28 protein-coding genes are annotated in these 24,837 nt (G+C 62.6%); 19 read left to right on the plus strand and 9 right to left on the minus strand.

Translation table 11 applies throughout. From position 1 onward, the window contains the following. The first annotated feature begins 20 nt into the window (after positions 1-20). The 4 genes from rpoC (at position 21) to G6N82_RS10155 (ending at position 6,725) form a co-directional block, all read left to right on the plus strand. Positions 21-4,316 carry a DNA-directed RNA polymerase subunit beta' gene (gene rpoC, locus G6N82_RS10140; protein ID WP_165196140.1) on the plus strand — a complete coding sequence of 1,432 codons (4,296 nt, stop codon included), beginning with the start codon at positions 21-23 and terminating at the stop codon, positions 4,314-4,316. 163 nt (positions 4,317-4,479) lie between these two features. Then, positions 4,480-4,923, plus strand: coding sequence for a DNA-directed RNA polymerase subunit beta' (locus G6N82_RS10145; protein WP_165196142.1), 444 nt, complete (start codon positions 4,480-4,482; stop codon positions 4,921-4,923). 48 nt (positions 4,924-4,971) lie between these two features. After that, on the plus strand, positions 4,972-6,300 hold the full coding sequence (gltX, locus tag G6N82_RS10150) for a glutamate--tRNA ligase (protein ID WP_165196144.1): 1,329 nt from the start codon (positions 4,972-4,974) through the stop codon (positions 6,298-6,300). A 137-nt stretch (positions 6,301-6,437) separates the two neighbouring features. After that, positions 6,438-6,725, plus strand: coding sequence for a PilZ domain-containing protein (locus G6N82_RS10155; RefSeq protein WP_165196146.1), 288 nt, complete (start codon positions 6,438-6,440; stop codon positions 6,723-6,725). A gap of 6 nt (positions 6,726-6,731) precedes the next feature. Here G6N82_RS10155 and pyk read toward each other — a convergent pair whose 3' ends face one another. Further along, positions 6,732-8,216: a pyruvate kinase gene (gene pyk, locus G6N82_RS10160; protein ID WP_165196148.1), complete on the minus strand. Its 1,485-nt coding sequence runs from the start codon at positions 8,214-8,216 to the stop codon at positions 6,732-6,734. Between the two features lie 49 nt (positions 8,217-8,265). On the opposite strand from pyk, the gene G6N82_RS10165 reads away from it, so the two are divergent. From G6N82_RS10165 to G6N82_RS10185, 5 genes are all read left to right on the plus strand, one after another. Continuing rightward, entirely contained in the window at positions 8,266-8,574 is a 309-nt protein-coding gene (locus G6N82_RS10165) for a DUF1244 domain-containing protein (protein WP_165196150.1), read from the plus strand. Between the two features lie 88 nt (positions 8,575-8,662). After that, positions 8,663-8,899, plus strand: coding sequence for a DUF2312 domain-containing protein (locus tag G6N82_RS10170; RefSeq protein ID WP_165196152.1), 237 nt, complete (start codon positions 8,663-8,665; stop codon positions 8,897-8,899). A 26-nt stretch (positions 8,900-8,925) separates the two neighbouring features. Beyond that, entirely contained in the window at positions 8,926-9,273 is a 348-nt protein-coding gene (locus tag G6N82_RS10175) for a heavy metal-binding domain-containing protein (RefSeq protein WP_206520163.1), read from the plus strand. A gap of 2 nt (positions 9,274-9,275) precedes the next feature. Continuing rightward, entirely contained in the window at positions 9,276-9,731 is a 456-nt protein-coding gene (locus G6N82_RS10180) for an N-acetyltransferase (protein ID WP_277601940.1), read from the plus strand. 114 nt (positions 9,732-9,845) lie between these two features. Further along, positions 9,846-10,658 (plus strand): alpha/beta hydrolase, encoded by an 813-nt coding sequence (locus G6N82_RS10185; protein ID WP_241255066.1) that lies wholly within the window; start codon positions 9,846-9,848, stop codon positions 10,656-10,658. Here the strand turns inward: G6N82_RS10185 and G6N82_RS10190 are convergent. Further along, positions 10,647-11,399 carry a CPBP family glutamic-type intramembrane protease gene (locus G6N82_RS10190; protein ID WP_165196154.1) on the minus strand — a complete coding sequence of 251 codons (753 nt, stop codon included), beginning with the start codon at positions 11,397-11,399 and terminating at the stop codon, positions 10,647-10,649. The genes G6N82_RS10185 and G6N82_RS10190 overlap by 12 nt on opposite strands. 53 nt (positions 11,400-11,452) lie before the next feature. On the opposite strand from G6N82_RS10190, the gene G6N82_RS10195 reads away from it, so the two are divergent. From G6N82_RS10195 to G6N82_RS10205, 3 genes are all read left to right on the plus strand, one after another. Next, on the plus strand, positions 11,453-12,196 hold the full coding sequence (locus tag G6N82_RS10195; protein WP_165196156.1) for a YebC/PmpR family DNA-binding transcriptional regulator: 744 nt from the start codon (positions 11,453-11,455) through the stop codon (positions 12,194-12,196). Next, positions 12,193-12,666 (plus strand): crossover junction endodeoxyribonuclease RuvC, encoded by a 474-nt coding sequence (gene ruvC, locus G6N82_RS10200; RefSeq protein WP_165198157.1) that lies wholly within the window; start codon positions 12,193-12,195, stop codon positions 12,664-12,666. The genes G6N82_RS10195 and ruvC overlap by 4 nt, the downstream gene beginning before the upstream one ends. A gap of 103 nt (positions 12,667-12,769) precedes the next feature. Beyond that, a complete protein-coding gene (locus G6N82_RS10205; RefSeq protein WP_165196158.1) occupies positions 12,770-13,111 on the plus strand; it encodes an arsenate reductase in 342 nt (113 codons plus the stop codon). Here G6N82_RS10205 and G6N82_RS10210 read toward each other — a convergent pair. After that, complete coding sequence (locus tag G6N82_RS10210) at positions 13,108-13,281, minus strand: hypothetical protein (protein ID WP_165196160.1); 174 nt, start codon at positions 13,279-13,281, stop codon at positions 13,108-13,110. The genes G6N82_RS10205 and G6N82_RS10210 overlap by 4 nt on opposite strands. 82 nt (positions 13,282-13,363) lie before the next feature. Between G6N82_RS10210 and G6N82_RS10215 the strand changes: the two genes are divergently transcribed. Further along, entirely contained in the window at positions 13,364-14,341 is a 978-nt protein-coding gene (locus tag G6N82_RS10215; RefSeq protein ID WP_165198159.1) for a glycerophosphodiester phosphodiesterase family protein, read from the plus strand. Here G6N82_RS10215 and ubiG read toward each other — a convergent pair. Beyond that, entirely contained in the window at positions 14,338-15,084 is a 747-nt protein-coding gene (gene ubiG / locus G6N82_RS10220) for a bifunctional 2-polyprenyl-6-hydroxyphenol methylase/3-demethylubiquinol 3-O-methyltransferase UbiG (RefSeq protein WP_165196162.1), read from the minus strand. The genes G6N82_RS10215 and ubiG overlap by 4 nt on opposite strands. A gap of 53 nt (positions 15,085-15,137) precedes the next feature. On the opposite strand from ubiG, the gene G6N82_RS10225 reads away from it, so the two are divergent. Then, positions 15,138-16,418 (plus strand): aspartate kinase, encoded by a 1,281-nt coding sequence (locus G6N82_RS10225; protein ID WP_165196164.1) that lies wholly within the window; start codon positions 15,138-15,140, stop codon positions 16,416-16,418. Between the two features lie 7 nt (positions 16,419-16,425). Here the strand turns inward: G6N82_RS10225 and G6N82_RS10230 are convergent, their stop codons facing one another. After that, complete coding sequence (locus G6N82_RS10230; protein WP_165196166.1) at positions 16,426-17,013, minus strand: redoxin domain-containing protein; 588 nt, start codon at positions 17,011-17,013, stop codon at positions 16,426-16,428. A gap of 169 nt (positions 17,014-17,182) precedes the next feature. Between G6N82_RS10230 and G6N82_RS10235 the strand changes: the two genes are divergently transcribed. The 4 genes from G6N82_RS10235 (at position 17,183) to G6N82_RS10250 (ending at position 21,297) form a co-directional block, all read left to right on the plus strand. Beyond that, the gene (locus G6N82_RS10235; RefSeq protein ID WP_241255067.1) at positions 17,183-17,860 is read left to right on the plus strand and encodes a helix-turn-helix domain-containing protein; all 678 of its coding nucleotides are present in this window, start codon (positions 17,183-17,185) and stop codon (positions 17,858-17,860) included. Between the two features lie 297 nt (positions 17,861-18,157). After that, the gene (locus G6N82_RS10240; RefSeq protein WP_165196168.1) at positions 18,158-19,030 is read left to right on the plus strand and encodes a sensor domain-containing diguanylate cyclase; all 873 of its coding nucleotides are present in this window, start codon (positions 18,158-18,160) and stop codon (positions 19,028-19,030) included. Positions 19,031-19,077: 47 nt separating this feature from the next. Then, positions 19,078-20,259 carry a formate-dependent phosphoribosylglycinamide formyltransferase gene (gene purT, locus G6N82_RS10245; RefSeq protein WP_165196170.1) on the plus strand — a complete coding sequence of 394 codons (1,182 nt, stop codon included), beginning with the start codon at positions 19,078-19,080 and terminating at the stop codon, positions 20,257-20,259. 18 nt (positions 20,260-20,277) lie between these two features. Continuing rightward, a complete protein-coding gene (locus tag G6N82_RS10250) occupies positions 20,278-21,297 on the plus strand; it encodes a nitronate monooxygenase (protein ID WP_165196172.1) in 1,020 nt (339 codons plus the stop codon). Positions 21,298-21,303: 6 nt separating this feature from the next. Here the strand turns inward: G6N82_RS10250 and G6N82_RS10255 are convergent, their stop codons facing one another. Then, positions 21,304-21,963 (minus strand): hypothetical protein, encoded by a 660-nt coding sequence (locus G6N82_RS10255; RefSeq protein ID WP_165196174.1) that lies wholly within the window; start codon positions 21,961-21,963, stop codon positions 21,304-21,306. A gap of 124 nt (positions 21,964-22,087) precedes the next feature. Between G6N82_RS10255 and purU the strand changes: the two genes are divergently transcribed. Further along, the gene (gene purU, locus G6N82_RS10260) at positions 22,088-22,948 is read left to right on the plus strand and encodes a formyltetrahydrofolate deformylase (protein WP_165198163.1); all 861 of its coding nucleotides are present in this window, start codon (positions 22,088-22,090) and stop codon (positions 22,946-22,948) included. A 21-nt stretch (positions 22,949-22,969) separates the two neighbouring features. On the opposite strand, the gene G6N82_RS10265 is transcribed toward purU, so the two are convergent. The 3 genes from G6N82_RS10265 to G6N82_RS10275 form a co-directional block, all read right to left on the minus strand. Next, a complete protein-coding gene (locus tag G6N82_RS10265; RefSeq protein ID WP_165196176.1) occupies positions 22,970-23,572 on the minus strand; it encodes a hypothetical protein in 603 nt (200 codons plus the stop codon). After that, the gene (locus G6N82_RS10270; RefSeq protein WP_165196178.1) at positions 23,569-24,255 is read right to left on the minus strand and encodes a hypothetical protein; all 687 of its coding nucleotides are present in this window, start codon (positions 24,253-24,255) and stop codon (positions 23,569-23,571) included. The genes G6N82_RS10265 and G6N82_RS10270 overlap by 4 nt, the downstream gene beginning before the upstream one ends. Positions 24,256-24,364: 109 nt before the next feature. Next, entirely contained in the window at positions 24,365-24,829 is a 465-nt protein-coding gene (locus G6N82_RS10275; RefSeq protein WP_165196180.1) for a protein tyrosine phosphatase family protein, read from the minus strand. Positions 24,830-24,837: the final 8 nt, after the last annotated feature.

Here is a 24,837-nt window from a genome sequence, read left to right on the forward strand (position 1 = left end):
CCCGTAAGGGAACACGAAAAATGAACGAACTGACCAAATTCACCAATCACCTGGCCAAGCCGGAAACCTTCGACCAGATCCAGATCGGCATTGCCTCGCCCGAGCGCATCCGTTCGTGGTCGTTCGGCGAGATCAAGAAGCCGGAAACGATCAATTACCGCACGTTCAAGCCTGAGCGTGACGGGCTGTTCTGCGCGCGCATCTTCGGCCCGGTGAAGGACTACGAGTGCCTCTGCGGCAAGTACAAGCGCATGAAGTACAAGGGCGTCGTCTGCGAAAAGTGCGGCGTCGAAGTGACCGTGACCAAGGTCCGCCGCGAGCGCATGGGCCACATCGAACTGGCCGCGCCGGTTGCGCACATCTGGTTCCTCAAGTCGCTGCCCTCGCGCATCGGCCTGCTGCTCGACATGCAGCTCAAGCAGCTCGAGCGCGTGCTCTATTTCGAGAACTACGTCGTGATCGAGCCGGGCCTGACGCCGCTGGAGAAGTTCCAGCTGCTGACCGAGGACGAGCTGCTCGAATACCAGGACGAATATGGCGAAGACGCCTTCAGCGCCGGCATCGGCGCCGAAGCGGTCAAGCATATGCTGATGGATCTCGACCTTGAGAGCGAGCGCGAACAGCTGCTGGAAGAACTCGCGACCACCAAGTCCGCGCTCAAGCCCAAGAAGATCATCAAGCGCCTGAAGGTCGTCGAGAGCTTCATCGAATCCGGCAACCGCCCGGAATGGATGATCCTCGAAGTGATCCCGGTCATTCCGCCCGAACTGCGCCCGCTGGTGCCGCTCGACGGTGGCCGCTTCGCGACTTCGGACCTCAACGATCTCTATCGCCGCGTCATCAACCGTAACAACCGTCTGAAGCGCTTGATCGAGCTGCGCGCGCCGGACATCATCGTCCGCAACGAAAAGCGCATGCTGCAGGAAGCGGTTGACGCGCTGTTCGACAACGGCCGCCGCGGCCGTGTGATCACCGGCGCCAACAAGCGCCCGCTCAAGTCGCTGTCCGACATGCTCAAGGGCAAGCAGGGCCGCTTCCGCCAGAACCTGCTCGGCAAGCGCGTCGACTATTCGGGCCGTTCGGTGATCGTGACCGGTCCTGAGCTCAAGTTGCACCAGTGCGGCCTGCCCAAGAAGATGGCGCTCGAACTGTTCAAGCCGTTCATCTACGCTCGCCTCGATGCCAAGGGTCTGTCGATGACCCTGAAGCAGGCCAAAAAGTGGGTCGAGAAGGAGCGCAAGGAAGTCTGGGACATCCTGGATGAAGTGATCCGCGAGCATCCGGTCCTGTTGAACCGCGCACCGACGCTCCACCGCCTGGGCATCCAGGCGTTCGAGCCGGTGCTGATCGAAGGCAAGGCAATCCAGCTGCACCCGCTGGTCTGCGCCGCCTTCAACGCCGACTTTGACGGTGACCAGATGGCCGTGCACGTCCCGCTGAGCCTTGAGGCGCAGCTGGAAGCGCGCGTGCTGATGATGAGCACCAACAACATCCTCTCGCCGGCCAACGGCAAGCCGATCATCGTGCCTTCGCAGGACATGGTGCTGGGCCTCTATTACCTCTCGATGGAACGCCAGGAAAAGACGCCTGAGTTCATCGAGGAAAAGGACGGCACCAAGATCGAGAAGCTGCCGCGCTTTGCCGATATGGCCGAAGTGCACCAGGCGCTGGAAACCAAGGCGGTTACGCTCCACACCCGCATCATCGCCCGCGTTCCGCAGGCCGATGAAAGCGGCAAGGTGGAGATGAAGCGCTTCGTCACGACGCCGGGCCGCATGCTGATCGGCGAATGCCTGCCGAAGAACCACAAGGTTCCCTTCGACATCGTCAACCGCCTGCTGACCAAGAAGGACATCGGCGACGTGATCGACGAGGTCTATCGCCACACCGGCCAGAAGGATACGGTGCTGTTCGCTGACGCGATCATGGTGCTGGGCTTCCGCCACGCGTTCAAGGCGGGCATTTCCTTCGGCAAGGATGACATGATCATCCCGGCCGAGAAGGACGGGCTAGTCGAACAGACCAAGGCGCTGGTTGCTGACTATGAGCAGCAGTACCAGGACGGCCTGATCACCCAGCAGGAAAAGTACAACAAGGTGATCGATGCCTGGAGCCGTTGCGGTGACCAGGTGGCGGACGCGATGATGGAGAAGATCAAGGCGCAGCCGATCGGCGACGACGGCAAGGAAGCCCAGATCAACTCGATCTACATGATGAGCCACTCGGGCGCCCGTGGTAGCCCGGCGCAGATGAAGCAGCTCGCCGGCATGCGCGGCCTGATGGCCAAGCCGTCGGGCGAGATCATCGAAACCCCGATCATCTCGAACTTCAAGGAAGGCCTGACCGTCCTTGAATACTTCAACTCGACCCACGGCGCCCGCAAGGGCCTGGCCGACACCGCGCTCAAGACGGCGAACTCGGGTTACCTGACCCGCCGCCTGGTTGACGTGTCGCAGGACTGCGTGATCGTGGAAGAGGATTGCAAGACCGAAAACGCGCTGGAAATGCGTGCGATCGTTCAGGGCGGTTCGGTGATCGCCTCGCTGGGTGAGCGTATCCTTGGCCGAACCGTGGCTGAAGACCTCGTCAATGCGAAGACCGGCGAAGTCATCGTTGCGGCGGGCACGCTGCTCGACGAGCCGATGGTCAAGGCGATCGAGGAAGCCGAAGTTCAGTCAGCCAAGATCCGCAGCCCGCTGGTCTGCGAAGCGGCCCAGGGCGTCTGCGCGACCTGCTATGGCCGTGACCTTGCCCGCGGTACGCCGGTGAATATCGGTGAAGCGGTTGGCGTGATCGCGGCGCAGTCGATCGGTGAGCCGGGTACCCAGCTGACCATGCGTACCTTCCACATCGGCGGTGCGGCGCAGCTCAACGAAACCAGCCACCTCGAGGCGATTTCGGACGGCACCGTGGTCTATCGCGACATGCCGACCATTACCGACAAGAAGGGCCGGATCCTGTCGCTTGCCCGCAACGGCGAGATCGCCGTGGTCGACGCCGAAGGGCGCGAGCGCGCGATCCACAAGGTGCCATACGGCACCGTGCTGATGCACAAGGATGGCGGCAAGGTGAAGGAAGGTGACCGGCTGGCGGAGTGGGATCCGTTCACCCTGCCGATCATCACCGAACAGTCGGGCGTGGTGAAGTACCAGGACCTGGTCGAAGGCACGACGCTGGAAGAGCGGGTCGACGAAGCGACCGGCATCGCCCAGCGCGTCGTCACCGAAAACCGCGCCACCGGCCGCAAGAAGAAGGAAGATCTGCGTCCGCGCCTCACCCTGCTGGGCGAGGAAGGTGGCAAGAAGGGCGAGGAAACCGAAGCGCAGCGCTACATGCTGGCTCCGGGCACCACGCTCTCGGTTACCGACGGCCAAACGGTCGAAGCGGGTGACATCCTTGCCCGTGCTTCGCGTGAAGCCGCCAAGACGCGTGACATCACCGGCGGTCTGCCGCGTGTTGCCGAGCTGTTCGAGGCGCGCATGCCGAAGGACGTCTCGGTGATCGCCAAGATCTCCGGCAAGATCGAATTCGTTCGCGAATACAAGGCGAAGCGCAAGATCGCGATCGTTCCGGAGGAGGGAGATCGCGTCGAGTACCTGATCCCCAAGACCAAGGTGATCGACGTGCAGGAAGGCGACTTCGTGAAGAAGGGCGATACGCTCATCTCCGGTTCGCCCAACCCGCATGACATCCTGGAAGTGCTGGGCGTGGAAGCGCTGGCCGAATATCTCGTCGACGAGATCCAGGAAGTCTATCGCTTGCAGGGCGTGAAGATCAACGACAAGCACATCGAGGTGATCGTTCGCCAGATGCTGCAGAAGGTTGAGATCACCGACGGCGGCGACACCGTGCTGCTGCCGGGCGAACAGGTTGACCTTGAAGAGATGAACGAAGTGAATGCCAAGCTCGCCAAGGGCAAGCAGCCGGCGCAAGGCACGCCGATCCTGCTGGGCATCACCAAGGCCTCGCTGCAGACCCGCAGCTTCATCTCGGCCGCATCGTTCCAGGAAACCACTCGCGTGCTGACGCAGGCGGCGGTCGAAGGGAAAAAGGACACGCTGATCGGTCTCAAGGAGAACGTGATCGTGGGCCGCCTGATTCCGGCTGGCACCGGTGCGGGCATGAACCGCATGCGGGTGACCGCGTCGAGCCGCGATGCGGCGCTGCGCGCAGCGTGGAAGAAGCAGCAGGAAGCACTCACCGCTTCCGGCCAGTCAGAGCCAGAACCCGCAGCCGACGCCATCCCTTCGGAAGAAGCGATGAAGGCCGCGATGGCTGCGGCAGCCGCAGCTCCGGCGGAGAGCGGCGAGGAGTAATCCGCACCGCATCAGCCACTGCTGGCAGCCAAAAGCCCCGCTGGAGCGTATCGCTCCGGCGGGGTTTTCCTTGCCGGCGGCCGCGCGAATATGGATTATTCGCTATTGCGAATTAGTTGCAATAAATCTATCCTGCCATCAGTCTGGTAAGGATAGATGTACAATGGCAGCGAAGAAACCAGAAGGATCGGTCCAGCCGCAGGAATGGATCAGGCGGCTCAGGCAGTCACCTTACATCTCCGGCCAGCACCCGGTGTCCGCGCGTTTCATCTACTCGCTTCGCCTGGTTGCTATTCATCGCCGGGCCGGCAGGGACCCCACCGCGGAACTGGCGACGCGGCTTGGCAGCGTTGCAGTGGCGGTCAAGTCGCTGCAACTGATCGAAGGGCTGTGCAGGGCCTGGCCTGAACCGATCAACCTCAACCGCTTCTGCTGCCACGCGCTCAGCCATGACGAAGCCACAATCTCGGCGATGGTCGATGCAGCCTGGCGCAATCGCCCCGGCGAATTCACGGACCAGCTGGCTGGCCTGATGCGGCCCGACCGGATCGACCGCCTCTGGTCTGACGCGATCGAGCTGGTCGCGAGCGAGGCGGCGCGCGCCTGAAGTTTTCCCAGCTTGTCGCAAATGCCCCGGCAAGCTACCGCGCAGCCCATGACCATCACCCGTTTCGCGCCGTCCCCCACCGGCCGCCTGCACGTCGGCAACATCCGCACCGCGCTCCACAACTGGATGCTCGCCAAGAAACTTGGCGGGCGCTTCATGCTGCGCATCGATGACACCGATGCCGAACGCAGCCGCGAGGAATATGTCGAGGCTATCCGCGCCGATCTCGCCTGGCTGGGCATCACACCGGACGGCGAGGAACGCCAGTCTGCGCGGCTGGAGCATTACGAGGCAGCCTTCGCCGCGCTCAAGGCGGCCGGGCGCGTCTATCCCTGTTTTGAGACCGCGCAGGAGCTCGATCTGAAGCGCAAGGTGCTGCTCGGCCGCGGACTGCCGCCGATCTACGATCGCGGGGCACTGCAACTGACCGAAGCCGAGCGCGCAGCCAAGGAAGCCGAAGGCATCGCACCGCACTGGCGTTTCAAGCTCGACCATGACGAACCGATCGCGTGGGAAGACGGGATTCGTGGGCCACAGAAATTCGATCCCGCGCAGCTTTCCGATCCGGTGATCCGCCGCGCGGACGGTAGCTGGCTCTATATGCTTCCCAGCGCGGTCGACGATGTCGAAATGGGCGTGACAAATGTTCTGCGCGGCGAAGACCATGTCTCGAACACCGCCGTGCAGATCCAGATGTTCACGGCCATGGGTGCCAAGCCGCCTGTCTTCGCCCACGAGGCGCTGCTGGTTGGCAAGGAAGGCAAACTGTCGAAACGGCTCGGCTCGCTCGGCTGCGACGCCTTCCGCGACAAGGGCATCGAGCCGGAAGCGCTCGTCGCCTTGCTCGCGCGGCTTGGCACGTCGCTGCCGGTGGAACCGATTGCGGATCGCGGCACACTGATCGATAGCTTCGATCTTGCGACCTTCGGCCGCGCTCCGGCGAAGTTCGAAGATGCCGAGCTTGAACGGATCAACACCGCCATCGTCCACCAGATGGATTTCGCCAGCGTGCAGCACCGCTTGCCGCAGGGTATCGACGAGGCCGGCTGGCATGCGATCCGGCCGAACCTGGCGACGGTGCACGACGCCAATGAGTGGTGGCGGCTGGTCACCGGCCCGATCGACCGGGTCGAATTCTCGGGTGAGGATCGCGCCTATTTGGCTGAGGCGGCGCAGGCACTGCAGTGGAGCGAAGACCCCTGGCACGCCCTTACTTCGACCTTGAAGGAAAGCACCGGCCGCAAGGGCAAGCCGCTGTTCCTGCCGTTGCGCCAGGCGCTGACGGGCATGGACCATGGTCCGGACATGGCGGAATTGCTGCCGCTGATCGGCGAGGCCGAGGCGCGCGCGCGGCTGGAGCGGGCGGCACACGGCTGATTTCGAGGGCCAGCCGGGCCAGTAACCCGGCGTAAACCATATTCCTCAACCAAAAATCCGCCATGCTCGGTACAGGACTGGCAAGCCTGCTGCGTTACTCAGGGGCAAGCACAAACGGGGCAAGCAGGAGCTCGGCGATGGAGCGCAGGCAAAGTGATCGGTTCAAGGCAAACTATACGGCAGAGGTGCGTTATCGCTCTGGCCGCAAGCTTGTGTTGCCGGTGCTCGACATCAGTTTGGGCGGCTGCATGGTCGATGCCGGGGCGTGGTCGATCCGCCCGGGTGAACTGCTTTCAGTGAAGCTGCCTGGCCTGGGTTTCCAGCCGGCCGAGTTGGTCTGGATCGAGGACCAGCGCGCCGGGATCGTGTTCGAGGAACCGCTGTACGAGCCCACGCTGGAGCATCTGGCCGCTCTCGCGGCTTAAGCCAATTTAACCGCCGTGCCGGTCGAGCTCGTCACCGGTCAGCGTCACCACATGCAGCAGGTTCGTTGCCCCCGGCGTGCCAAAGGGTACGCCCGCAAGCGCGATCAGCTTGCTGCCTGCCTTGCCGAAACCATGGCGCAGCGCCATCCGCTTGCCCTTGGCGATCATCTCTTCAAAACTGCCGATGTCCTTGGTGTGGACCGCATGCGCGCCCCATAGCAGCGCCACGCGCCGTGAAGTCTTGATCGAGGGCGTGAGGACCAGCATCGGGGTATCAGGTCGCTCGCGCGCCACGCGCCGCGCGGTCGAGCCGGATGAGGTAAACACGGTGATCGCGCTGATCGCAACCGTGTCGGAGATCGTCATGCAGGCATGCGCCAGCGCATCGGCGGTGGTGGCGTCAGGCGGCGTTTCAAGGAAGCGCACGCGGCCGCGGTAATCGTCACTGCGTTCCACCTGGACGGCGATCTTGTCCATCATGGTGACAGCTTCTTCGGGCCATTCGCCTGCCGCGGTTTCGGCTGAGAGCATGACCGCGTCCGCCCCGTCATAAACCGCATTGGCCACGTCGGACACTTCGGCGCGGGTCGGGGTCGGGCTTTCGATCATCGATTCCAGCATTTGCGTCGCCACGATCACCGGCTTGCCTGCGGTGCGCGCGGCATTGACGATCTTTTTCTGCAGCGGCGGAACTTCCTGCGGCTCCAGCTCCACGCCCAGATCGCCGCGCGCAACCATGATCCCGTCGGACATCTCGATGATTTCAGCCAAGCGGCGCACCGCCATCGGCTTCTCGATTTTGGCGCACAGGCCGATCCCCGGCGTCATCAGCTTGCGCGCTTCGGCCAGGTCTTCCGGGCGCTGCACGAAGCTGAGGCCGATCCAGTCGACGCCCTGTTCGACCGCGAAGGCCAGGTCCCTGCGGTCCTTTTCGGTCAGCGCCGGGATCGGCACTTCGGCATCGGGCACGTTCACGCCCTTGCGGTCGGAAATGACTCCGCCGACTTCAGCCGAGCACAGGATCTCGTCATCACGGGCCTTGATCACCTTCAGGCGAATCTTGCCGTCGTTGATCAGCAGCCGCTGGCCTTTCTCAAGGATGCCGAACAGCTCCGGATGCGGCAGGCACACGCGGTTCTCGTCGCCCGGCTCCGAGTTGCGATCAAGCGTGAAATGCCCCGAATGGCGGATGACCGCCTGCCCGTCCCTGAAGGTGCCGACCCGCAATTTCGGGCCCTGCAGGTCTGCGAGGATCGCGATCGGGCGGTTGAATTCCTTTTCCAGCGCGCGGATCGCGGCGATGGTTTCGCCGTGAACCGCATGCTCGCCATGGCTCATGTTGACGCGGAAAGCGTCAGCCCCGGCCTTGAGCAGGCGGCGCAGCATGTCGGGCGAACGGCTGGCGGGGCCGATAGTGGCGAGGATCTTGACCTTCCGGTCCCGTGGCATGAATTTGGGCGGATTGAGCCGGTTGTTTGCGGGCTTGGACATGGCGACGTGCTATGACACAGATGTGTTGCAACTCAAGGAATAGGTTCAGATGGATACGAATTCAGGTGATGCGCTGGATCAGCTAGACGACGCTGTGGCAGCAGCCGCCTTCCGCCGGCTGGTGCGGCATTTGCGCCACCGTCACGATGCGCAGAACATCGAGCTGATGGGGCTGGCGGGGTTTTGCCGCAACTGCCTGGCGGACTGGATCCGCGATGCCGGATACGCCGGTGACAAGGAGGCTGCGCGTGAACTGATCCATGGCATGCCGACGGCAGAGTGGAAGGCAACGCGCCAGAAACCCGCTACCGATGAGCAGCTGGCGGCGATGGCAGCGAGCATCGCGAAAAACGCATGAGGATAATCGCCGCGGCGGGTTCACGCCGCGCTGGCGGCTGGCTATCGAACGCCCAACCGATTCTCATTGCATTGGAGCTGATACGATTATGGCTGAAGCCACCGACGACCGCCTGCGCCTGCTGATCGAGCGCATCGAACGCCTCGAAGAAGAAAAGAAGGGCATCGCCGACGACATCCGCGACGTCTATGCCGAAGCCAAGGCGGTCGGCTATGACACCAAGATCATGCGCCAGATCGTCCGCCTCAGGAAGATGAAGCCTGACGACCGCGCGGAAATGGAAATGGTGCTGGACACCTACAAGGCAGCGCTCGGCCTGGCATGAGCACCTGATCAACAAGGAGAACCTGAATGGCCGGACCCTGGAAAGACGCGCGCGGGATCATCGTTACCACCACCCCCACCATCGAAGGGCGGCCGATCCAGGAATACCTTGGCATCGTGACCGGTGAAGTGATCGTGGGCGCGAACATCTTTCGCGACCTGTTCGCCAATATCCGCGACATCGTGGGCGGGCGTTCGGGCAGCTATGAGCGGATCCTGGCCGAAGCGCGCCAGCAGGCGATCGAAGAGCTGCAGGCCGAATGCGGTTCGCGCGGCGGTAATGCTGTGGTCGGCGTCGATCTCGATTACGAGGTGATCGGGGACACCGGGTCGATGCTGATGGTTTCGGCCAGCGGGACTGCGGTCAGGATCTGATTGTGCTGGCCGTCAAACGGCTGGCTACTGGCGATATCGCCGCATTCCGGGCGATGAACGCGCTGTTTGCCGAGGTATTCGCGATGGAACGGGAGTATCTCGGTGCCCCGCCTGACGATACCTATGTTGCGCGCTGGCTCGCCGATCCTCGCAACATTGCGATCGTGGCCGAAAGCCGTGGCGAGACCATCGGTGCGCTCGCCGGATATAAATGGCCTAAATTTGAGCAGGCGCGCAGCGAGCTCTATATCTACGATCTGGCGGTGCGTGAGAGCGACCGGCGCCGGGGTATTGCCACTGCACTGATCGAGGAGATGCGGCGCATTGCGCGCGAGGTGGGCGCCTGGACAGTGATCGTGCAAGCGGATGTGTTCGAGGAGGACGAGCCCGCGCGTGCGCTCTATCGCAAATACGCCTTCGAAGAGATCATGGCGCATCATTTCGACATCCGGCCCTGATCGGCTGTCCAATTGAGTGATTGCCCGGGTTGTCATGGCCTCCTACGCGCCCGCCATGACTCAAACTAACCCCCCGAAGTCAGCGCGAGGCGCTTTGTAGCATCCGACGGGCTGGTGCTGGTCGGCGATGTCGGCGGGCCGGAAGACGCTCCGCTTGTCCTGCTGATGCACGGCGGAGGACAGACGCGCCACAGCTGGGCAGGGGCGATGCGATCGCTGGTCGGCGCGGGCTACCGCGTCGTCAATCTTGATGCGCGCGGGCATGGGGAAAGCGAGTGGTCGCCGACCCGCGCCTATACGATCCATGACCGGATCAAGGATATTCATGCGGTGGTGGACGGCTGCGGCACACCCTATGCGCTGGTCGGCGCCTCGATGGGCGGGCTATCCTCGATTCACGCAGTGGGCGAGGGTCTTTCCCCTTCGGCGATAATTTTGGTCGATATCGTCCCAGACATGGAGCCCAAGGGGGTGGAGCGGATCGTCGGCTTCATGATCGCGCATCATGGCGGTTTTGCGAGCCTTGAAGAAGCGGCCGATGCGGTCGCGGCCTATTACCCCGAACGCCCGCGCCCGAAGGACCCCGGTGGGCTGATGAAGAACCTGCGGCGGCGCGACGACGGACGGCTTTACTGGCACTGGGACCCGGTGATGTTCGGGGTTGAAGACCCCAGCGCATTCCACGAACCCCTGCAACGCTCGACGCTGACGCTGGGCGAACGGCCTGAGGTACCGGTGCTGGTGGTGCGCGGCAAACTCAGCGATATCGTGTCGGATGCCAGCATCGCGTCGTTCCAGGCAAAGGTGCCGCATGCGGAAACAGTCGATGTCAGCGGCGCGGGTCATATGGTGGCGGGCGATAAGAACGATGCTTTCAACGCAGCGGTGATCGGCTTCCTCGCCCGGCACATGCCGCTAGGTGGCTGACACGGTAGCCAGCGCCACCAGCCCCAGGATCAAGCCGTTGTGCAGCGCATGCAGCGTAATGCTCGACCATAAGCCATAGTGCACGCGCAGGTAACCGAGGATCGCCCCGAGCACGAATTGCGGCAGCACCAGCGGCAGCAGGACCGCCAGATTGCCTTCGTCGAAGTTGAGCAAGTGGATTGATGCGAAGGCCAGCGTGCTGAGCCAGAACAGCAGCGGAAAGATCGCCCGGAACCAGCGATAGGGCGGGTGGCGGCGGAACAGGAAAATGACAGCGATCGCTGCAACAATGCCTGCAACCCCGATCCAGAAGATTGGGTCGAGCTGTTCGAACGTCTTGGCATTGGTGACGACCCATTGCATGCCCAGCAGGCTGGCAATCAGGAACGCCGTGCTCAAGACCGCGCCGGGCCTGCCGGACAGCCACCAGCGGAACAAGATCTCCTCGCCGATCGGCGCCAACACCACTACCGCCAGCGCGAGCTGAAGATCGATCTCGACACCTGCCAGCGCAGTCTTGGGAATGTCCACCCCTACAGCAAGGGCGAGGACTGCAACCGACAACAGCACCAGCATCAGCGTCAGGTCCAGTGCCAGCATTCGCAAAATCGCACGTAGTCCGGCTGGCCCCGGCTGCATGGCGCGCTCAGGAAGCAGCGGGCGTTTGACAAAACCGAGGAAGTTGCCCCATTCGGCGCGCGCATTGGCGAGCGCAGGAAGGCTTGTGGTTTCACGCGTCATGCGGCTAATGCGACCCCCGATTCCCACCATTTCGATTTGCGAAGCGACAAACCATGGCAGGCCATTCCAAATTCAAGAACATCATGCATCGCAAGGGCGCGCAGGACAAGAAGCGCTCGGCGATGTTCTCCAAGCTCTCGCGCGAGATCACCGTTGCGGCCAAGATGGGCATGCCCGATCCCGACATGAACCCGCGCCTGCGCCTGGCGGTCAACGCGGCCAAGGCGCAGTCGATGCCGAAGGACAATATCCAGCGCGCAATCGACAAGGCGAGCATGGCCGGCGGCGAGGATTATGAAGAGGTCCGCTACGAAGGCTACGGCCCGGGCGGCGTCGCGCTGATCGTTGAAGCGCTGACCGACAACCGCAACCGTACCGCCACCAACGTCCGCACCGCTTTCAGCAAGAACGGCGGCAACCTTGGCAGCGAAGGCTCCGTCAGCCACGGGTTCGAACGCAAGGGCCTGATCGAATATCCGGCGAGCGCGGGCGACGAGGATACGGTGCTCGAAGCCGCGATCGAAGCCGGCGCAGACGATGTCGAAAGCAGCGAGGACGGGCACACGATCTGGACCGCAGCAGACGATCTGCATGCCGTCGCCAGCGCGCTTGAAGGCACGCTGGGCGAGGCAGAAAGCGTCAAACTGGCGTGGAAGCCGAACATCACCGTCGAGATGGATGAAGCGGGCGCGAGCACGCTGCTCAAACTGGTCGATACGCTGGACGACGATGACGACGTCCAGACCGTGTGGGGCAATTACGAGATCAGCGACGAGATCATGGAGAAGATAGGCTGATCATCCTCGGCCTCGATCCTTCGCTCAGCTGCACCGGCTGGGGCCTGATCCGGGCAGAGGGTTCGCGGATCGCGCATATTGCCAATGGCGAAGTGAAGACCGATGCGAAGGCGCCAATCGCCGAGCGCCTGCATCATTTGCACGATGCGATCCGCGCCGTAATCGGCGCCCATGCGCCCGATCGCGCGGCGGCGGAGGAAATCTTCGTCAACAAGAACCCGCAATCGACGCTCAAGCTGGCGCAGGCACGCGGCGCAGTGCTGGCGGCCTGTGCGGCGGGCGGGTTGCAAGTCAACGAACACGCTGCGCGGCTGGTCAAGAAGTCGGTCGTCGGCACTGGCGGGGCGGACAAGGCGCAAGTGCAGGCGATGCTCAAGGTGCTGCTGCCGGGTGCCGTGATCGCGGGGGCAGACGCCGCTGACGCACTGGCCGTGGCTATCGCCGATGCGCATTTGGGTAGTAACCCTTGATCCGTTCGGGCTGAGCTTGTCGAAGCCCGGTACTTTCATTTAGCGCGTGGGTTGAGAAGAAAAGCGGCCCTTCGACAAGCTCAGGGCAAACGGAGATTGGTTCGTGATCCACCTTTACGGCATTCCCAACTGCGACACGGTCAAGAAGGCGCGCAGCTGGCTGGAGGCGAGGGGCCTCGAATACATCTTTCATGACTACAAAAAGGAAGGTGCCGATCCTGCGCGAGTGGCCAACTGGGTGGAAGCCAAGGGCCTAGACCTGGTCCTGAACCGGCGCGGCACCACCTTCCGCAAGCTGAGCGATGCGGACAAGGCGGCCATCGGTTCCGGCGGCGCTGTGTCCGTGATGGTTCAGCAGCCTTCGCTGATCAAGCGCCCGGTGGCCGAACATGACGGGGGGATTCTGGTGGGGTTCAAGCAAGCCGAGTGGGAAGCAGTCCTTTAAATGGCGTCGGGGCCCCAGCCGCCATTGTCCGGAGCGCTATTGCCCGTCATCGCGCCGGCCTGGCTGTCCGTCGCGCGCATCAAATTATCCTTGATTTCCACGATATCGTAACCGGCACTCCACATGCCGACGATAAAGATCAAGGTCAAAAGGAGCAGCTTCTTGAACATGACGCGTGACGATATCGGGAACAGGGCTAACGGCTGGTTAAAGTGTGGGCTGATTGCGCTGGTAACCCTGATTTCCTTCGGGATGGCGCTTCCGGCTGCGGCAGAGCCAGCGGACATGCTGGTTATTGCGCATCGCGGGGCCAGTGCCGAACGGCCCGAGCACACGCTGGCGGCCTACGAACTCGCGATCGAACGCGGGGCCGATTACATCGAGCCGGACCTGGTCGTGACCAAGGATCTGGCGCTGGTCTCGCGCCACGAAAACGAGCTGTCGGAGACGACCGATGTCGCATCGCGCGAGGAATTCGAAGACCGGCGGCGCGACAAGACGATCGACGGCCAGCGCGTGGCCGGCTGGTTCGCGGAAGACTTTACGCTGGCCGAATTGCGCACACTGCGCGCGAAAGAGCGGATTGCGGCGATCCGCCCGGCCAATGCGCGCTATGACGGGCTTTACCACGTGCCAACCCTGGCGGAGATCGTGAAGCTGGTCCGGGCCAAGGAAGCGGAGACGGGGCGCCGGATCGGCCTCTACCCCGAGCTCAAGCATCCCGATTTCCTGCTGCAGGAAGCCGGGATCGACATGGTCGATCTGCTGCTGAAGGAATTGCGCGACCTGGGCATTACCGATGCCGATCCGGTCTACATCCAGAGTTTCGAGGTCGGGGTGCTCCAGCGCCTCAACCAGCGCAGTGATTTCAAGCTGGTGCAATTGGTCAAGCCCGAGGACGGCCCGGCTGACGAGCCGTCAATGCGCTATGCCGACATGGTCACCCCAACTGGCCTCGAGGAAGTCGCGAAATATGCCGACGCGATTGGCGCGCATATCGAATTGATCCTGAATCCGGATGGCTCGCCCACTTCGCTGGTCGCCGATGCCAGGGCGAACGGGCTGGATGTACACGCCTGGACGTTGCGACCGGAAAACGTGTTCCTGCCTGCGCCCTTGCGATCAGCGGGCGGCGATGCAGCGCGCGGCAATATGGCGGCGCTCAAGGAAATGCTCCGCCGCGCCGGTGTGAGCGGAGTCTTCACAGACGATCCGAAAGGCGCGCGTTAGGCTTGCGCGCGGGTCGCGGTGAAGATGTAGTTCAGCGAAAGGTCAGTGTCCGATAAGTGCAGCCCCTTGCCCGGGCGCCAGGCGATGCCACGCGGGGTACCCATGGTCATGCCCGCTTCGGCCAGCAGGTCACCCACTTCCTCGGGCGTGACGAAATCTTCCCAATGGTGCGTGCCGCGCGGGACGTAGCCGACGCGCTCGGCTGCCTCGACCAGCAACAGGCGGCTTGCGGCGGTGCGGTTGGGGGTCGACATCACCAGCAGGCCGCCGGGCGCGAGGCTTGCCGCAATCTGTCCAAGGAACGCGCGCTTGTCGGCGACATGCTCCACCACTTCAAACGAAGTGACCAGGTCGAAGGTGCCGAGATCCAGGTGCGCCAACTCGCCCGCCAAATAGCGGATATCGAGCCCCGCTGCCTGCGCATGCGCTACAGCAACGCCCACATTCTCTACCGACGCGTCAACTCCTGTTACATTCGCGCCCAGTCGCGCCATCGGTTCGCACACCAGCCCCGCGCCGCAGCCAACGTCGAGCGCGCTCTTGCCCGCCAGCGGCCGCGCGGCGCGGATATCGCCGCCCCAGTGCAGGTCGACCGCTTCGCGCAGGAAGGCGAGGCGCACCGGATTGACCTGGTGCAGCGAGGCCATCGGCCCCTTCGCATTCCACCACTCGCGCGCGAGCGAGGAAAAATGTGCCGCTTCCTCTGGGCGGATGGTTACATTTGTGACATTTGCCTTTGCCATTCGCCACCCCTAACAGCGCGCGGGGATTCGGACCAGCTAGGAGCAAAAGTACCTTGGCACGTATCGTGATGAAATTCGGCGGCACCTCGATGGCGGGGTCCGAGCGCATTCGTCGCGTGGCGAATATCGTGCGCAAGCAGCAGGCCGCCGGGCACGAAGTTGCAGTGGTCGTTTCGGCCATGGCGGGCGAGACCGACCGCCTGGTCAATTTCTGCCGCGAAGCCAACGCGCTCTATGATCCCGCCGAATATGATGTGGTCGTATCCAGCGGCGAGCAGGTGACGAGCGGCCTTTTGGCGCTGACGCTGCAATCGATGGGTTGCAAGGCGCGCAGCTGGCTTGGCTGGCAGCTGCCTGTGCGCACCGTTGAAGCCCATGCCAAGGCACGGATTGACTCAATCGATTCGGATGCGCTTGTAGCGTCAATGAAGGCGGGCGAGATCGCTGTGATCCCCGGCTTCCAGGGCCTGGCGGCGGATGGAAGGGTGACCACGCTGGGGCGCGGTGGATCGGATACTTCGGCAGTCGCGGTGGCTGCGGCGATCGATGCCGACCGCTGCGACATCTACACCGATGTCGACGGGGTCTACACCACTGACCCGCGCATCGTTGCCAAGGCGCGCAAGCTCAAGGCGGTGACCTATGAGGAAATGCTTGAGCTCGCTTCGGTTGGGGCGAAAGTGCTGCAGACTCGTTCGGTCGGGCTCGCGATGAAGGAAGGGGTGCGGGTACAGGTGCTCTCGAGCTTCCTGGGCGATGACGCTATCCCCGCCGATGAACTGCCCGGCACGATGATCGTGTCGGATGAGGAAATGGATCAACTAGTGGAGAACGGCGACATGGAACGCCAGCTCGTAACCGGTATCGCGCATGACAAGAACGAAGCGAAGGTGATCCTGACCCGCGTTCCCGACAAGCCGGGCGCGGTGGCCAATATCTTCGAGCCGCTGGCGCAGGCCGCGATCAACGTCGACATGATCATCCAGAACGTTGGCCGCGACAAGGGCGAGACGGACGTGACGTTCACCGTGCCGCAGGCCGACCTCGCGCGCGCGCAGGCGCTGCTTGAGGACAAGCGCGAGGTGATCGGCTACAACCGTATCATCACTGACAGCAAGATTGCCAAGATCAGCGTGGTGGGCGTGGGCATGAAGAGCCATGCCGGCGTTGCCAGCACCATGTTCCGCGCGCTGTCCGATCGCGGGATCAACATCCAGGCGATCTCGACTTCCGAGATCAAGGTTTCGGTGATGATCGACGAGGACGAGACCGAGCTGGCGGTGCGCGTATTGCACACCGCCTATGGTCTCGATGCGAAGGGCGAAGCCGCCTGACGCGGCGCTATTCGATCATCGACAGCACGAAATCGTTGCTGGGGCGCTGGCGATAGTCGGCTGAGACAAACTTGGCGGTTATCGTGCCGTCAGGCGCCAGTATCAGCACGCTGGCACGCGGTACGCCATGCGCGAAATGGCCTGGCCCATATTGCGGATCGCGCAGGCCAACCGCGTCGATGAACTTGCTGTCGGGATCGCTCAACATGGTGAAGGACTGCTCCAGTCCTGCGGCGAACTCAGCCAGCACGGATGGCTGGTCATACGACAGGCTGGCAAGGGTGTAACCGCGCTGACGCAAGTTGCCGGTGATCTTGGCGTGATTGTTGAGCTCGACCTTGCAGAACGGGCACCAGTCGGCTGAGCGGACCAGCACCAGCACCGTGCCATTGGCCCCGGCGATCTTTGCCAATGTAACGTCTGCACCGTTCGAATCGCGCAGCGGCAGATCGATCGGAACCTTTTCGCCAATCTTGGCCCCTACCTCGATATGCTCGGGCGCCTGGAAAGCTGGCCAAAGGTGCCATGCGAGAGTGCCAAGGGCGAGTGTCAGCACAGCTGCGAACCCGACGAGCAATTTCCGTTTTAGCGACATGATCGATCCAATCCCTTTAACCTGCGTTCGTTCCTTTAAGCCTCAAAGTTACAGGCTCTGACTAACGGACAGCGTCGGTTGTGCCGGTGGTCGCATCTTCGCCCCACTTCACCCCCGATCCTAACTAAAACTTAACCCTCGCCTCGCACTCTTGCCCAAGCAATACGGAGTGCGGAAGATTTCCATCAAGGCGCATCTTGATCCAACGTCGACTTCAGCAGACATGCGTTCTGCCGAGCGGCGCCAGCTGTACCTGGAAACCAGCGGCGGCCTGCCCGGGGGAGAAGAGGCTAACGTCGCGATCCACAACATTTCCGCAGGCGGGATGCTGATCGAAACCGATCTCGATCTGAGGCCCGGGCTCGAGATTCAGGTCGATTTGCCCCATGAGCCATCGGTGCCTGCGGAAATCGTATGGTCCAGCGGTCGATATTTCGGATGCCGGTTCAATCGCCCGATCGGCAGTGCGGCGCTCAGCGCGGTCCAACTCAAGGCGGAAGGGCCGCTGCCGTCCGAATTGCGTCAGTCCATTCCAGCGCGCGGGCAAGGCCTGGCCTTCGGCAAAATGCTGGAACAGCAGCGCAAGGCGCGTGGCCTCACGCTTGAGCAGGTTGCATCGCGACTGGGCGTCAGCAAGCCGACGGTTTGGGCGTGGGAAAAGGGCAAGGCGCGTCCACTCGATGATCGATATCCCGCTATCGCCGAGGTTCTGGGTCTATCGGTCTCCGATTTGCACGAGCGCGATCAACCTGCAGCGGTCAGCGAATTGCTCAAGTCCAGTCGCGCGGAAATTGCCAGGGCGCTTGGCATCGCACCCGAATCCGTTCGCATACTGATCGAGATTTGACCATCGGCCAGACTTCGCCGACTAGGGATTCCCCCTAATTGAAGGCCTGCTAAAAGCAAATAATATGGTAAACAAAGCCATTAGTCGATTCGTTTTTTAGTCAAGTTAGTCTAAAAAACTTACAATTTGGCGCGGATAATAAAAGTAAATCTCATAATCAAGAGAAAATCGGGTCATTTGTTAGTTAAAATTTAGCTGCTCGGCTAATTGCGGATTGACGGGGGTGTTCGTCAAGGCCGGGGGCAAACGGCAATGTTCAAAGTGTTTTCCGCAAGATGCGGAGAGATCTTGCAAGATATGCTGGTCGAATCTGCCGGCAGTATCATCATCCGGACGGATGCGGAGGGGTTCATCGAAGAGGCGTCGCGCGGCATCGAAGTGCTTGGCCTGCGATTGTCCGAAATGTTGTTCAAACCGCACCTTGCGGACCTTTCGGTTGCCGAGCATGCCAACGCGCTGCGTGATTTCCATCGCCAGGCCATTTGCGGCCTCGCAACGGCCGATCGGTTCGAGTTCCCCATCGCAGGCCAATCCACTGAACCTTCCTGGTATGCGCTGAGCCTGCGCCCGGCGCCGGACGATGATGGCCAGATCACCGGAACGTTGGGTCTGTTGCGTTCGATCGATGGCCGGCGATCGCTCGAAAGCGAAGTTGCTGCGGCAGCGATGACTGATGCTGTGACTGGCCTAGCCAATGCCCAGGCCTTCGAGGCTATGTTGGCGCAACGGATGTTGCGCGGAGTGGACGGCGCAATTGCCTTGTTCGAAATCGACCGGTTTTCCGCTTTCAAGCTCAAATTCGGGCAGGCCATGGCGGGTGAGGTTCTGTGGGCATTTGGCCGCTTCCTTGAGAACATTCTGCCAGCGGGCCATATCCTCGCGCGGCTGGATGGTGATCGTTTTGCAGCCATCATTCCCGATTGCCAGAGGGTTGAAGCGCTGGCGCTGGTGCAGGACGTGATCGGGACCTTTGCCGGCCTGTCGCAGAGTTTCCGGCGCAAGGGGGCCCGGCTTACGGCTTCGGCGGGCATGGCAGCCCTGTCAGGATCGCCAGATAGCGTGCTGGCACACGCCGAACGGGCGCTGGTGGTGGCACGTGCGCTGGGCGGACAACGCGCCGAATTCCGCGACGCCACGCCGTCGCCCCCGGCCAAGCTGACCGGCACTTGATCTGCACGGCAATTGGCGGCGCGGCAATCGCACGCTAAAGCAGGGGCATGCCATTTACCGCAAAAATCTTGTTACTGGGCTCGGGCGAGCTTGGCCGCGAATTCACCATCTCGGCCAAGCGGCTGGGCGCCTGTGTGATTGCCTGTGATTCCTACGCCCACGCCCCAGCGATGCAGGTGGCCGATGCGAGCGAGGTTTTCTCCATGCTTGACGGGGACGCGTTACGGGCCGTGGTGGAAAGGCACCGGCCCGACCTGATCGTGCCTGAAATCGAAGCGATCCGCACCGAGGTGCTGGGCGAGCTGGAAGAACAGGGGTTCAATGTCGTCCCCTCGGCGCGCGCCACACAGCTGACCATGAATCGCGACCGGATTCGCGACGTCGCGGCCGAAGAGCTGGGCCTCGTTACCTCGCGCTATCGCTATGCGGAAAACCTCGGAGAGGTGCGCGCGGCCGCCGAATTCACCGGTTTCCCCTGTGTGATCAAGCCAGTGATGTCGTCATCGGGCAAGGGTCAGAGCAAGGTCGATGACGCGGCAGGGCTGGAAGCGGCATGGGAATATGCCGTGGCTAATATGCGCGGCGACCGGCAGCGGGTGATTGTCGAGCAGTTCATCGACTTCGATTACGAGATCACGCTGCTAACGGTGCGCCACGCGGGCGGGATCACCTTCTGCCCGCCGATTGGCCACCGCCAGGAACGCGGCGATTATCAGGAAAGCTGGCAGCCCACGCCGATGAGCGATGCGGCGATCGCCAGGGCGCAGGACATGGCACGCAAAGTGGTCGAAAACCTCGCTGGGGCAGGGCGCGGCTGGGGCCTGTTCGGGGTCGAATTCTTTGTGAAGGGCGAGGAGGTAATCTTCTCGGAACTCAGCCCGCGCCCGCATGATACAGGAATGGTGACGCTGGTCTCGCAGCAGCTGAGCGAGTTCGACCTGCACGCCCGCGCGATCCTGGGCCTGCCGGTGCCCGCTGAAATTGCGGCGCACCCGTCGGCCTCGGCGGTGATCCTTGCCGACCGAGACAGTGGCGGTTTCGAGTTCCATGGGCTTGCCGATGCGCTGGCGGTGCCAGGCGGCGCGGTCGATGTGCGGCTGTTCGGCAAGCCGACCACGCGGCCCTATCGCCGGATGGGTGTTGCGCTGGCGGCGGCTGGCGATACCGATCACGCACGGCGCATGGCGGCGGAAGCGGCAGGCAAGCTGCGCATTGCCTATCGCGATTGAGCGCCGTAAGCGCGCGGCATGAGCAATTATCCCAAGACCAGCAGGCTGATGCAGCGCGGCACCGATTTCCTCGGCTGCGAGACGGCGATCCTGTGCGGCGCGATGAGCTGGGTATCCGAACGCACTCTCGTTTCGGCCATTTCCAATGCGGGCGGCTTTGGCGTGATCGCCTGCGGGGCGATGACGCCCGAACTGCTCGATACCGAGATCGCGGCGACCAAGGCGCTGACTTCCCGGCCGTTCGGGGTGAACCTGATCACCATGCACCCGCAGCTGTTCGAGCTGATCGAGGTCTGCCGTAAGCACGGCGTCAGCCATGTCGTACTGGCAGGCGGCATCCCGCCCAAAGGCAGCGTCGAAGCGATCAAGGGCGCAAGCGGGCATGACGCCAAAGTCATCTGCTTCGCGCCGACGCTGGCGCTGGCGAAGAAGCTGCTGCGCTCGGGCGCGGACGCGCTGGTCATCGAAGGCATGGAGGCGGGCGGGCACATCGGCCCCGTTTCGACAAGCGTCCTGGCACAAGAGATCCTGCCTGAACTGGCAGACGAGCATCTGATCTTTGTCGCTGGCGGGATTGGCAAGGGACAGGCGATAGCCGGCTATCTGGAAATGGGCGCGGCGGGCGTGCAGCTGGGTACGCGTTTCGCATGCGCCAGCGAAAGCATAGCGCATCCCGATTTCAAGAAAGCGTTCTTCCGTGCGTCGGCTCGCGATGCGATTGCCAGCGTCCAGGTCGATCCGCGCCTGCCGGTGATCCCGGTGCGTGCGCTCAAGAACAAAGGCACCGAGGAGTTCACCGCCAAGCAGATCGAAGTGGCGGGCATGCTCGACCGCGGCGAAGTGGGCATGGAAGAGGCCCAGCTGCAGATCGAACATTTCTGGGCCGGTGCGCTGCGCCGCGCAGTGATCGATGGCGATGTCGAAGGCGGCAGCCTGATGGCCGGCCAGTCTGTCGGCATGGTCAAGGCGGAAGAGCCGGTGGCCGATATCATCGCCCAGCTTATGGCTGAAAGCGAAGAAGCGCTGACGCGCCGCTGACCGGCATTAGTCCAGCTCGATCCAGCGGCCATTCTTGCGAACCAGCAGCGCCCGCGAGACCGAGCGGCTCGCTTCTTCGAATTCCTTGTCCACAAAGGCTTGGAGCGTTTCTATCGGCCGACCTTCGACCACCTGAGCAACAATGATCCGGTCGTCAGAAGGCACTGCAACCACCAGCAGGCCTTCGACTGCTGCGGCGAGCTGATCCCATCCATCCGCCAGAATGAGGCTGCCGATATAGTCTGCCGTGGGGCTGACGATGACGCCTGTTGCTGTAACATCCTGTGCCGAGGGCAAAGACGGAAGGAGCGACAGAACCTGCCGCCGCCCAGTCGTCAATGCGGTAGCCTCGTCAATTCGGGCATCAGCCAAATGGCCTTTGCTGATCATCATGTTGGACATGCCCTTGTCGGCGATCAGAAGCGCATCGATCGAAGGAGTGAGGCTGAACCTGATCAGGCTGTGGTCCGGGCCATTGAGTTTTGTCATCATGGCATCGCGTTCGCTAATCGCCTCATGCGACCGCACGACGAGGCGCAACTGGCCCGCGAGTTCGGCAAGTTCCGACTGCTGGTTAGGGGTGGTCTCGGCTACCGCTGCAGAACCTGTGGCTCCGGCGAAAATTGGAACGAATAAAGTTGCCAGCAGCTTCCTGATCTTGTTCATAGGAGAAGATTAGACGCACTACCACTCTCCGCAATTACGGCGATGTAGCAGTGCATTTGGATGGCAGTGCTGCACACCGCTTGCCACCTGCGCTGCCGCGCCGCATAGGGCAGCAATGTCTGGCATGATTTCTTCCGAACCGCTCGTCCTGACGCTCAGTTGCGCCGACCGCCCTGGTATTACCGCGCGGGTCACCTCGCTGCTGTTCGAGCGCGGCGGCAATGTGCTTGAGGCGCAGCAGTTCAACGACCGCGAGAGTGACCGCTTCTTCATGCGGGTCGAGTTCGATCCCGGCGCGGGCTCGCGCGACGATTTTCGCGATGCCTTTACCCCGCTGGCTGCCGAGCACGCGATGGAGTGGAAGCTCACCCTAAGGGATCGTCCGCGCCGTGTGCTGATCATGGTCAGCAAGTTCGACCATTGCCTGGCCGACCTGCTTTATCGCTGGCGCATCGGCGAGCTACCGATGGAGCCGGTGGCGATCATCTCGAACCATCCGCGCGAAAGCATCCAGCACACCGACGTCGACGGTGTGCCGTTCCACCACTTGCCGGTGACGCGCGAGACCAAGGCCCAGCAAGAGGCGCAGGTGCGCGCCATAGCCGAGGAAACCGGGGCCGAACTGGTGGTGCTGGCGCGCTATATGCAGATCCTGTCAAACGAGCAGGCGGCGCATTTCGCCGGGCGCTGCATCAATATCCATCACAGCTTCCTGCCCGGCTTCAAGGGGGCCAAGCCCTATCACCAGGCACACGCGCGTGGGGTGAAGATGATCGGTGCGACGGCGCATTATGTCACGCAGGACCTGGATGAAGGGCCGATCATCCACCAGGATGTCGAGCCGATCACCCATGCCGACACGCCGGAGGAACTGGTACGCAAGGGCCGCGATATCGAGCGCCGGGTGTTGGCCGAAGCGGTGCGGCTGCACCTGGAAGAACGCGTGCTGATGAACGGCACCCGCACGGTGGTGTTCCGGGGCTGACGCGGCTGGTTTAGCCTGCGGCTATTGCTGCCACAGGAAGCGGCGCACGAAATCGACTGCATCGATTGGGCGGACATAGTCGCCGACCCAGGCCATGTCCTGCGCCAGCGGTCGCAGGCGAATGTCCTTGTCGCAGCTTGCCTTGATCACCGTTTGCATGAAGGGCACGCCTTTCCAGTCTGACCATTCGCCATGCTTTTCAGCGTATCCCGCCTCGCCCTTGAAATCGAGGCCGAAGCTTTCGGGGCGCATTCGCATCTTGCGCTTCTTGCAGTCGACCTCATAGGCATAAAGGATGAAGTCATTCGTGCCCTGCGCGCCCATGGCCGGTGTGCTGGTACTTTCGTCGATCACCAGCACATCGGTGTAGACGATATTCTTATTCTTGCCGTCGCTTTGATCCTTGAGATCGAGCAGCCACAGCTTGCGCCCCGGAGCATCGCCGACCCCGTAGAACAGATACCAGCAGCGTGTCATCGAGGCCGGCTTGCAGTCACGGATCCCCTCAAGGAAGATTTCCTGTCGGATCGCTTCGCGCTCCGCGTCCGACACGGCTTGTGCCGCCAGCGGCAGCGGCGTCAGCGCGCCCAGTGCCGCCAGCATGATTGGGAGGGTACGGGTCATTCGATCTCTCCCAGATTGGTCACCGGCGCGTCGCTGCGTACCTCCACCACCTTGACGATGTAGTGCTTCAAGTCGCTGATCGCGTTATCATAGCGATAGATCGGCGAAGTCACGGAGGTTGAAGAAGTCGGCACGAAGCCGATCTGCACGCCGTTCAGGAAGGTTCCGTAACCCTGTGTGGTCGTCTCTGTGCGGGTCTTGCCGGTATCCTGGCGAATGGTGACCGCCGCCTGGTATGGCACCTCCGTAATCAATACGTAGCGACCCGGCTTGAGCCCGCGGATGCGGAAGCTGCCATCTTCGCGGGTGAGGGTGCGCGCGTTGTAACGCTGCGCGGCGCCGCCTTCGGTCATCAGATAAGCGCGGGTGAGTGGTATGCTGCCGTTACCCTTGGCGATGGCCGCGGCGACCTTGTCCGACCATGGCAGCAAGTAGACAACTTCGTTGCCTGCATAGACCCGTTCAGTCTTCGACTTGGGCTTCTTTTTCTTCCCCTTGGCATCGGTTTGCGGCAGCGAATAGCGCGTGGCGCCCGGCCTGCCAGTGAGCGTGTGCGGTCCATGCGCGATCAATTGCTGCGCCTGCGCGAGGTCGGCAGGTTCGTCCTGCGCTATTGCAGTCGCGGGACCGAGCAACAGCCCGGCTGCGGCGAGGGCCTTCGCAGATGCGACCAACGGCCTCATGACACGTTCTCCAAATGAATTCGATGGCGCAGTTTATGGCGCACGCGCGCGTGCTCACAACGCCAGGCGATGCACTGCTACATTTGAATGCTGGCAGGGCTTACGGGCCTCAGGCCGATCTCTCGTCCTTCAACAACTCTTGCCACACCTGTGCGCGCGGATCGTCGCTGGAGAACGGATCCCATACATCGAGCACGCGCCTTCGGGCTTCCGCCTCGGGCACACCGGCCTCGCGGTCGAGCAGGTACAGGAAGGAGGTCACCCGCCAGTTCATGATGCAGTGGACGTGGACCGGGCCATCGGCTGCGTCGAGCGCGGCCTTAAGCGATGCGACATGCTCCCTTGTCGGCGCATCGAATGGCACAGGGATATGGGTATAGCCGATTCCTTGCGCCGCGAGCAGCGCTTGCTCATCCGCCAGCGCTTCGGGATGGTCATCAAGTGCAAGGTTGACGACATGCTTCACGCCGATCGCCGCCAGTCGCGCTGGATCGTGCGGCTCCAGCCGGCCTGAGGTGGTGATCCCGTCAGGCCGGCGGCGCCAGTTGCGGATGTCGGTCGGGTCGCCGGCCATGCCTGGTT

Origin of the sequence: Altererythrobacter sp. BO-6 (genome assembly GCF_011047315.1) — a bacterium.
Taxonomy (GTDB): domain Bacteria; phylum Pseudomonadota; class Alphaproteobacteria; order Sphingomonadales; family Sphingomonadaceae; genus Erythrobacter.

Coding starts and splice junctions, on each gene's coding strand:
- rpoC (WP_165196140.1), top strand. CDS start 21: ATGAACGAACTGACCAAATTCACCAATCACCTGGCCAAGCCGGAAACC.
- G6N82_RS10145 (WP_165196142.1), top strand. CDS start 4,480: ATGGCAGCGAAGAAACCAGAAGGATCGGTCCAGCCGCAGGAATGGATC.
- gltX (WP_165196144.1), top strand. CDS start 4,972: ATGACCATCACCCGTTTCGCGCCGTCCCCCACCGGCCGCCTGCACGTC.
- G6N82_RS10155 (WP_165196146.1), top strand. CDS start 6,438: ATGGAGCGCAGGCAAAGTGATCGGTTCAAGGCAAACTATACGGCAGAG.
- pyk (WP_165196148.1), bottom strand. CDS start 8,216: ATGTCCAAGCCCGCAAACAACCGGCTCAATCCGCCCAAATTCATGCCA.
- G6N82_RS10165 (WP_165196150.1), top strand. CDS start 8,266: ATGGATACGAATTCAGGTGATGCGCTGGATCAGCTAGACGACGCTGTG.
- G6N82_RS10170 (WP_165196152.1), top strand. CDS start 8,663: ATGGCTGAAGCCACCGACGACCGCCTGCGCCTGCTGATCGAGCGCATC.
- G6N82_RS10175 (WP_206520163.1), top strand. CDS start 8,926: ATGGCCGGACCCTGGAAAGACGCGCGCGGGATCATCGTTACCACCACC.
- G6N82_RS10190 (WP_165196154.1), bottom strand. CDS start 11,399: ATGACGCGTGAAACCACAAGCCTTCCTGCGCTCGCCAATGCGCGCGCC.
- G6N82_RS10195 (WP_165196156.1), top strand. CDS start 11,453: ATGGCAGGCCATTCCAAATTCAAGAACATCATGCATCGCAAGGGCGCG.
- G6N82_RS10210 (WP_165196160.1), bottom strand. CDS start 13,281: ATGTTCAAGAAGCTGCTCCTTTTGACCTTGATCTTTATCGTCGGCATG.
- G6N82_RS10215 (WP_165198159.1), top strand. CDS start 13,364: ATGGCGCTTCCGGCTGCGGCAGAGCCAGCGGACATGCTGGTTATTGCG.
- ubiG (WP_165196162.1), bottom strand. CDS start 15,084: ATGGCAAAGGCAAATGTCACAAATGTAACCATCCGCCCAGAGGAAGCG.
- G6N82_RS10230 (WP_165196166.1), bottom strand. CDS start 17,013: ATGTCGCTAAAACGGAAATTGCTCGTCGGGTTCGCAGCTGTGCTGACA.
- G6N82_RS10240 (WP_165196168.1), top strand. CDS start 18,158: ATGCTGGTCGAATCTGCCGGCAGTATCATCATCCGGACGGATGCGGAG.
- purT (WP_165196170.1), top strand. CDS start 19,078: ATGCCATTTACCGCAAAAATCTTGTTACTGGGCTCGGGCGAGCTTGGC.
- G6N82_RS10250 (WP_165196172.1), top strand. CDS start 20,278: ATGAGCAATTATCCCAAGACCAGCAGGCTGATGCAGCGCGGCACCGAT.
- G6N82_RS10255 (WP_165196174.1), bottom strand. CDS start 21,963: ATGAACAAGATCAGGAAGCTGCTGGCAACTTTATTCGTTCCAATTTTC.
- purU (WP_165198163.1), top strand. CDS start 22,088: ATGATTTCTTCCGAACCGCTCGTCCTGACGCTCAGTTGCGCCGACCGC.
- G6N82_RS10265 (WP_165196176.1), bottom strand. CDS start 23,572: ATGACCCGTACCCTCCCAATCATGCTGGCGGCACTGGGCGCGCTGACG.
- G6N82_RS10270 (WP_165196178.1), bottom strand. CDS start 24,255: ATGAGGCCGTTGGTCGCATCTGCGAAGGCCCTCGCCGCAGCCGGGCTG.
- G6N82_RS10275 (WP_165196180.1), bottom strand. CDS start 24,829: ATGGCCGGCGACCCGACCGACATCCGCAACTGGCGCCGCCGGCCTGAC.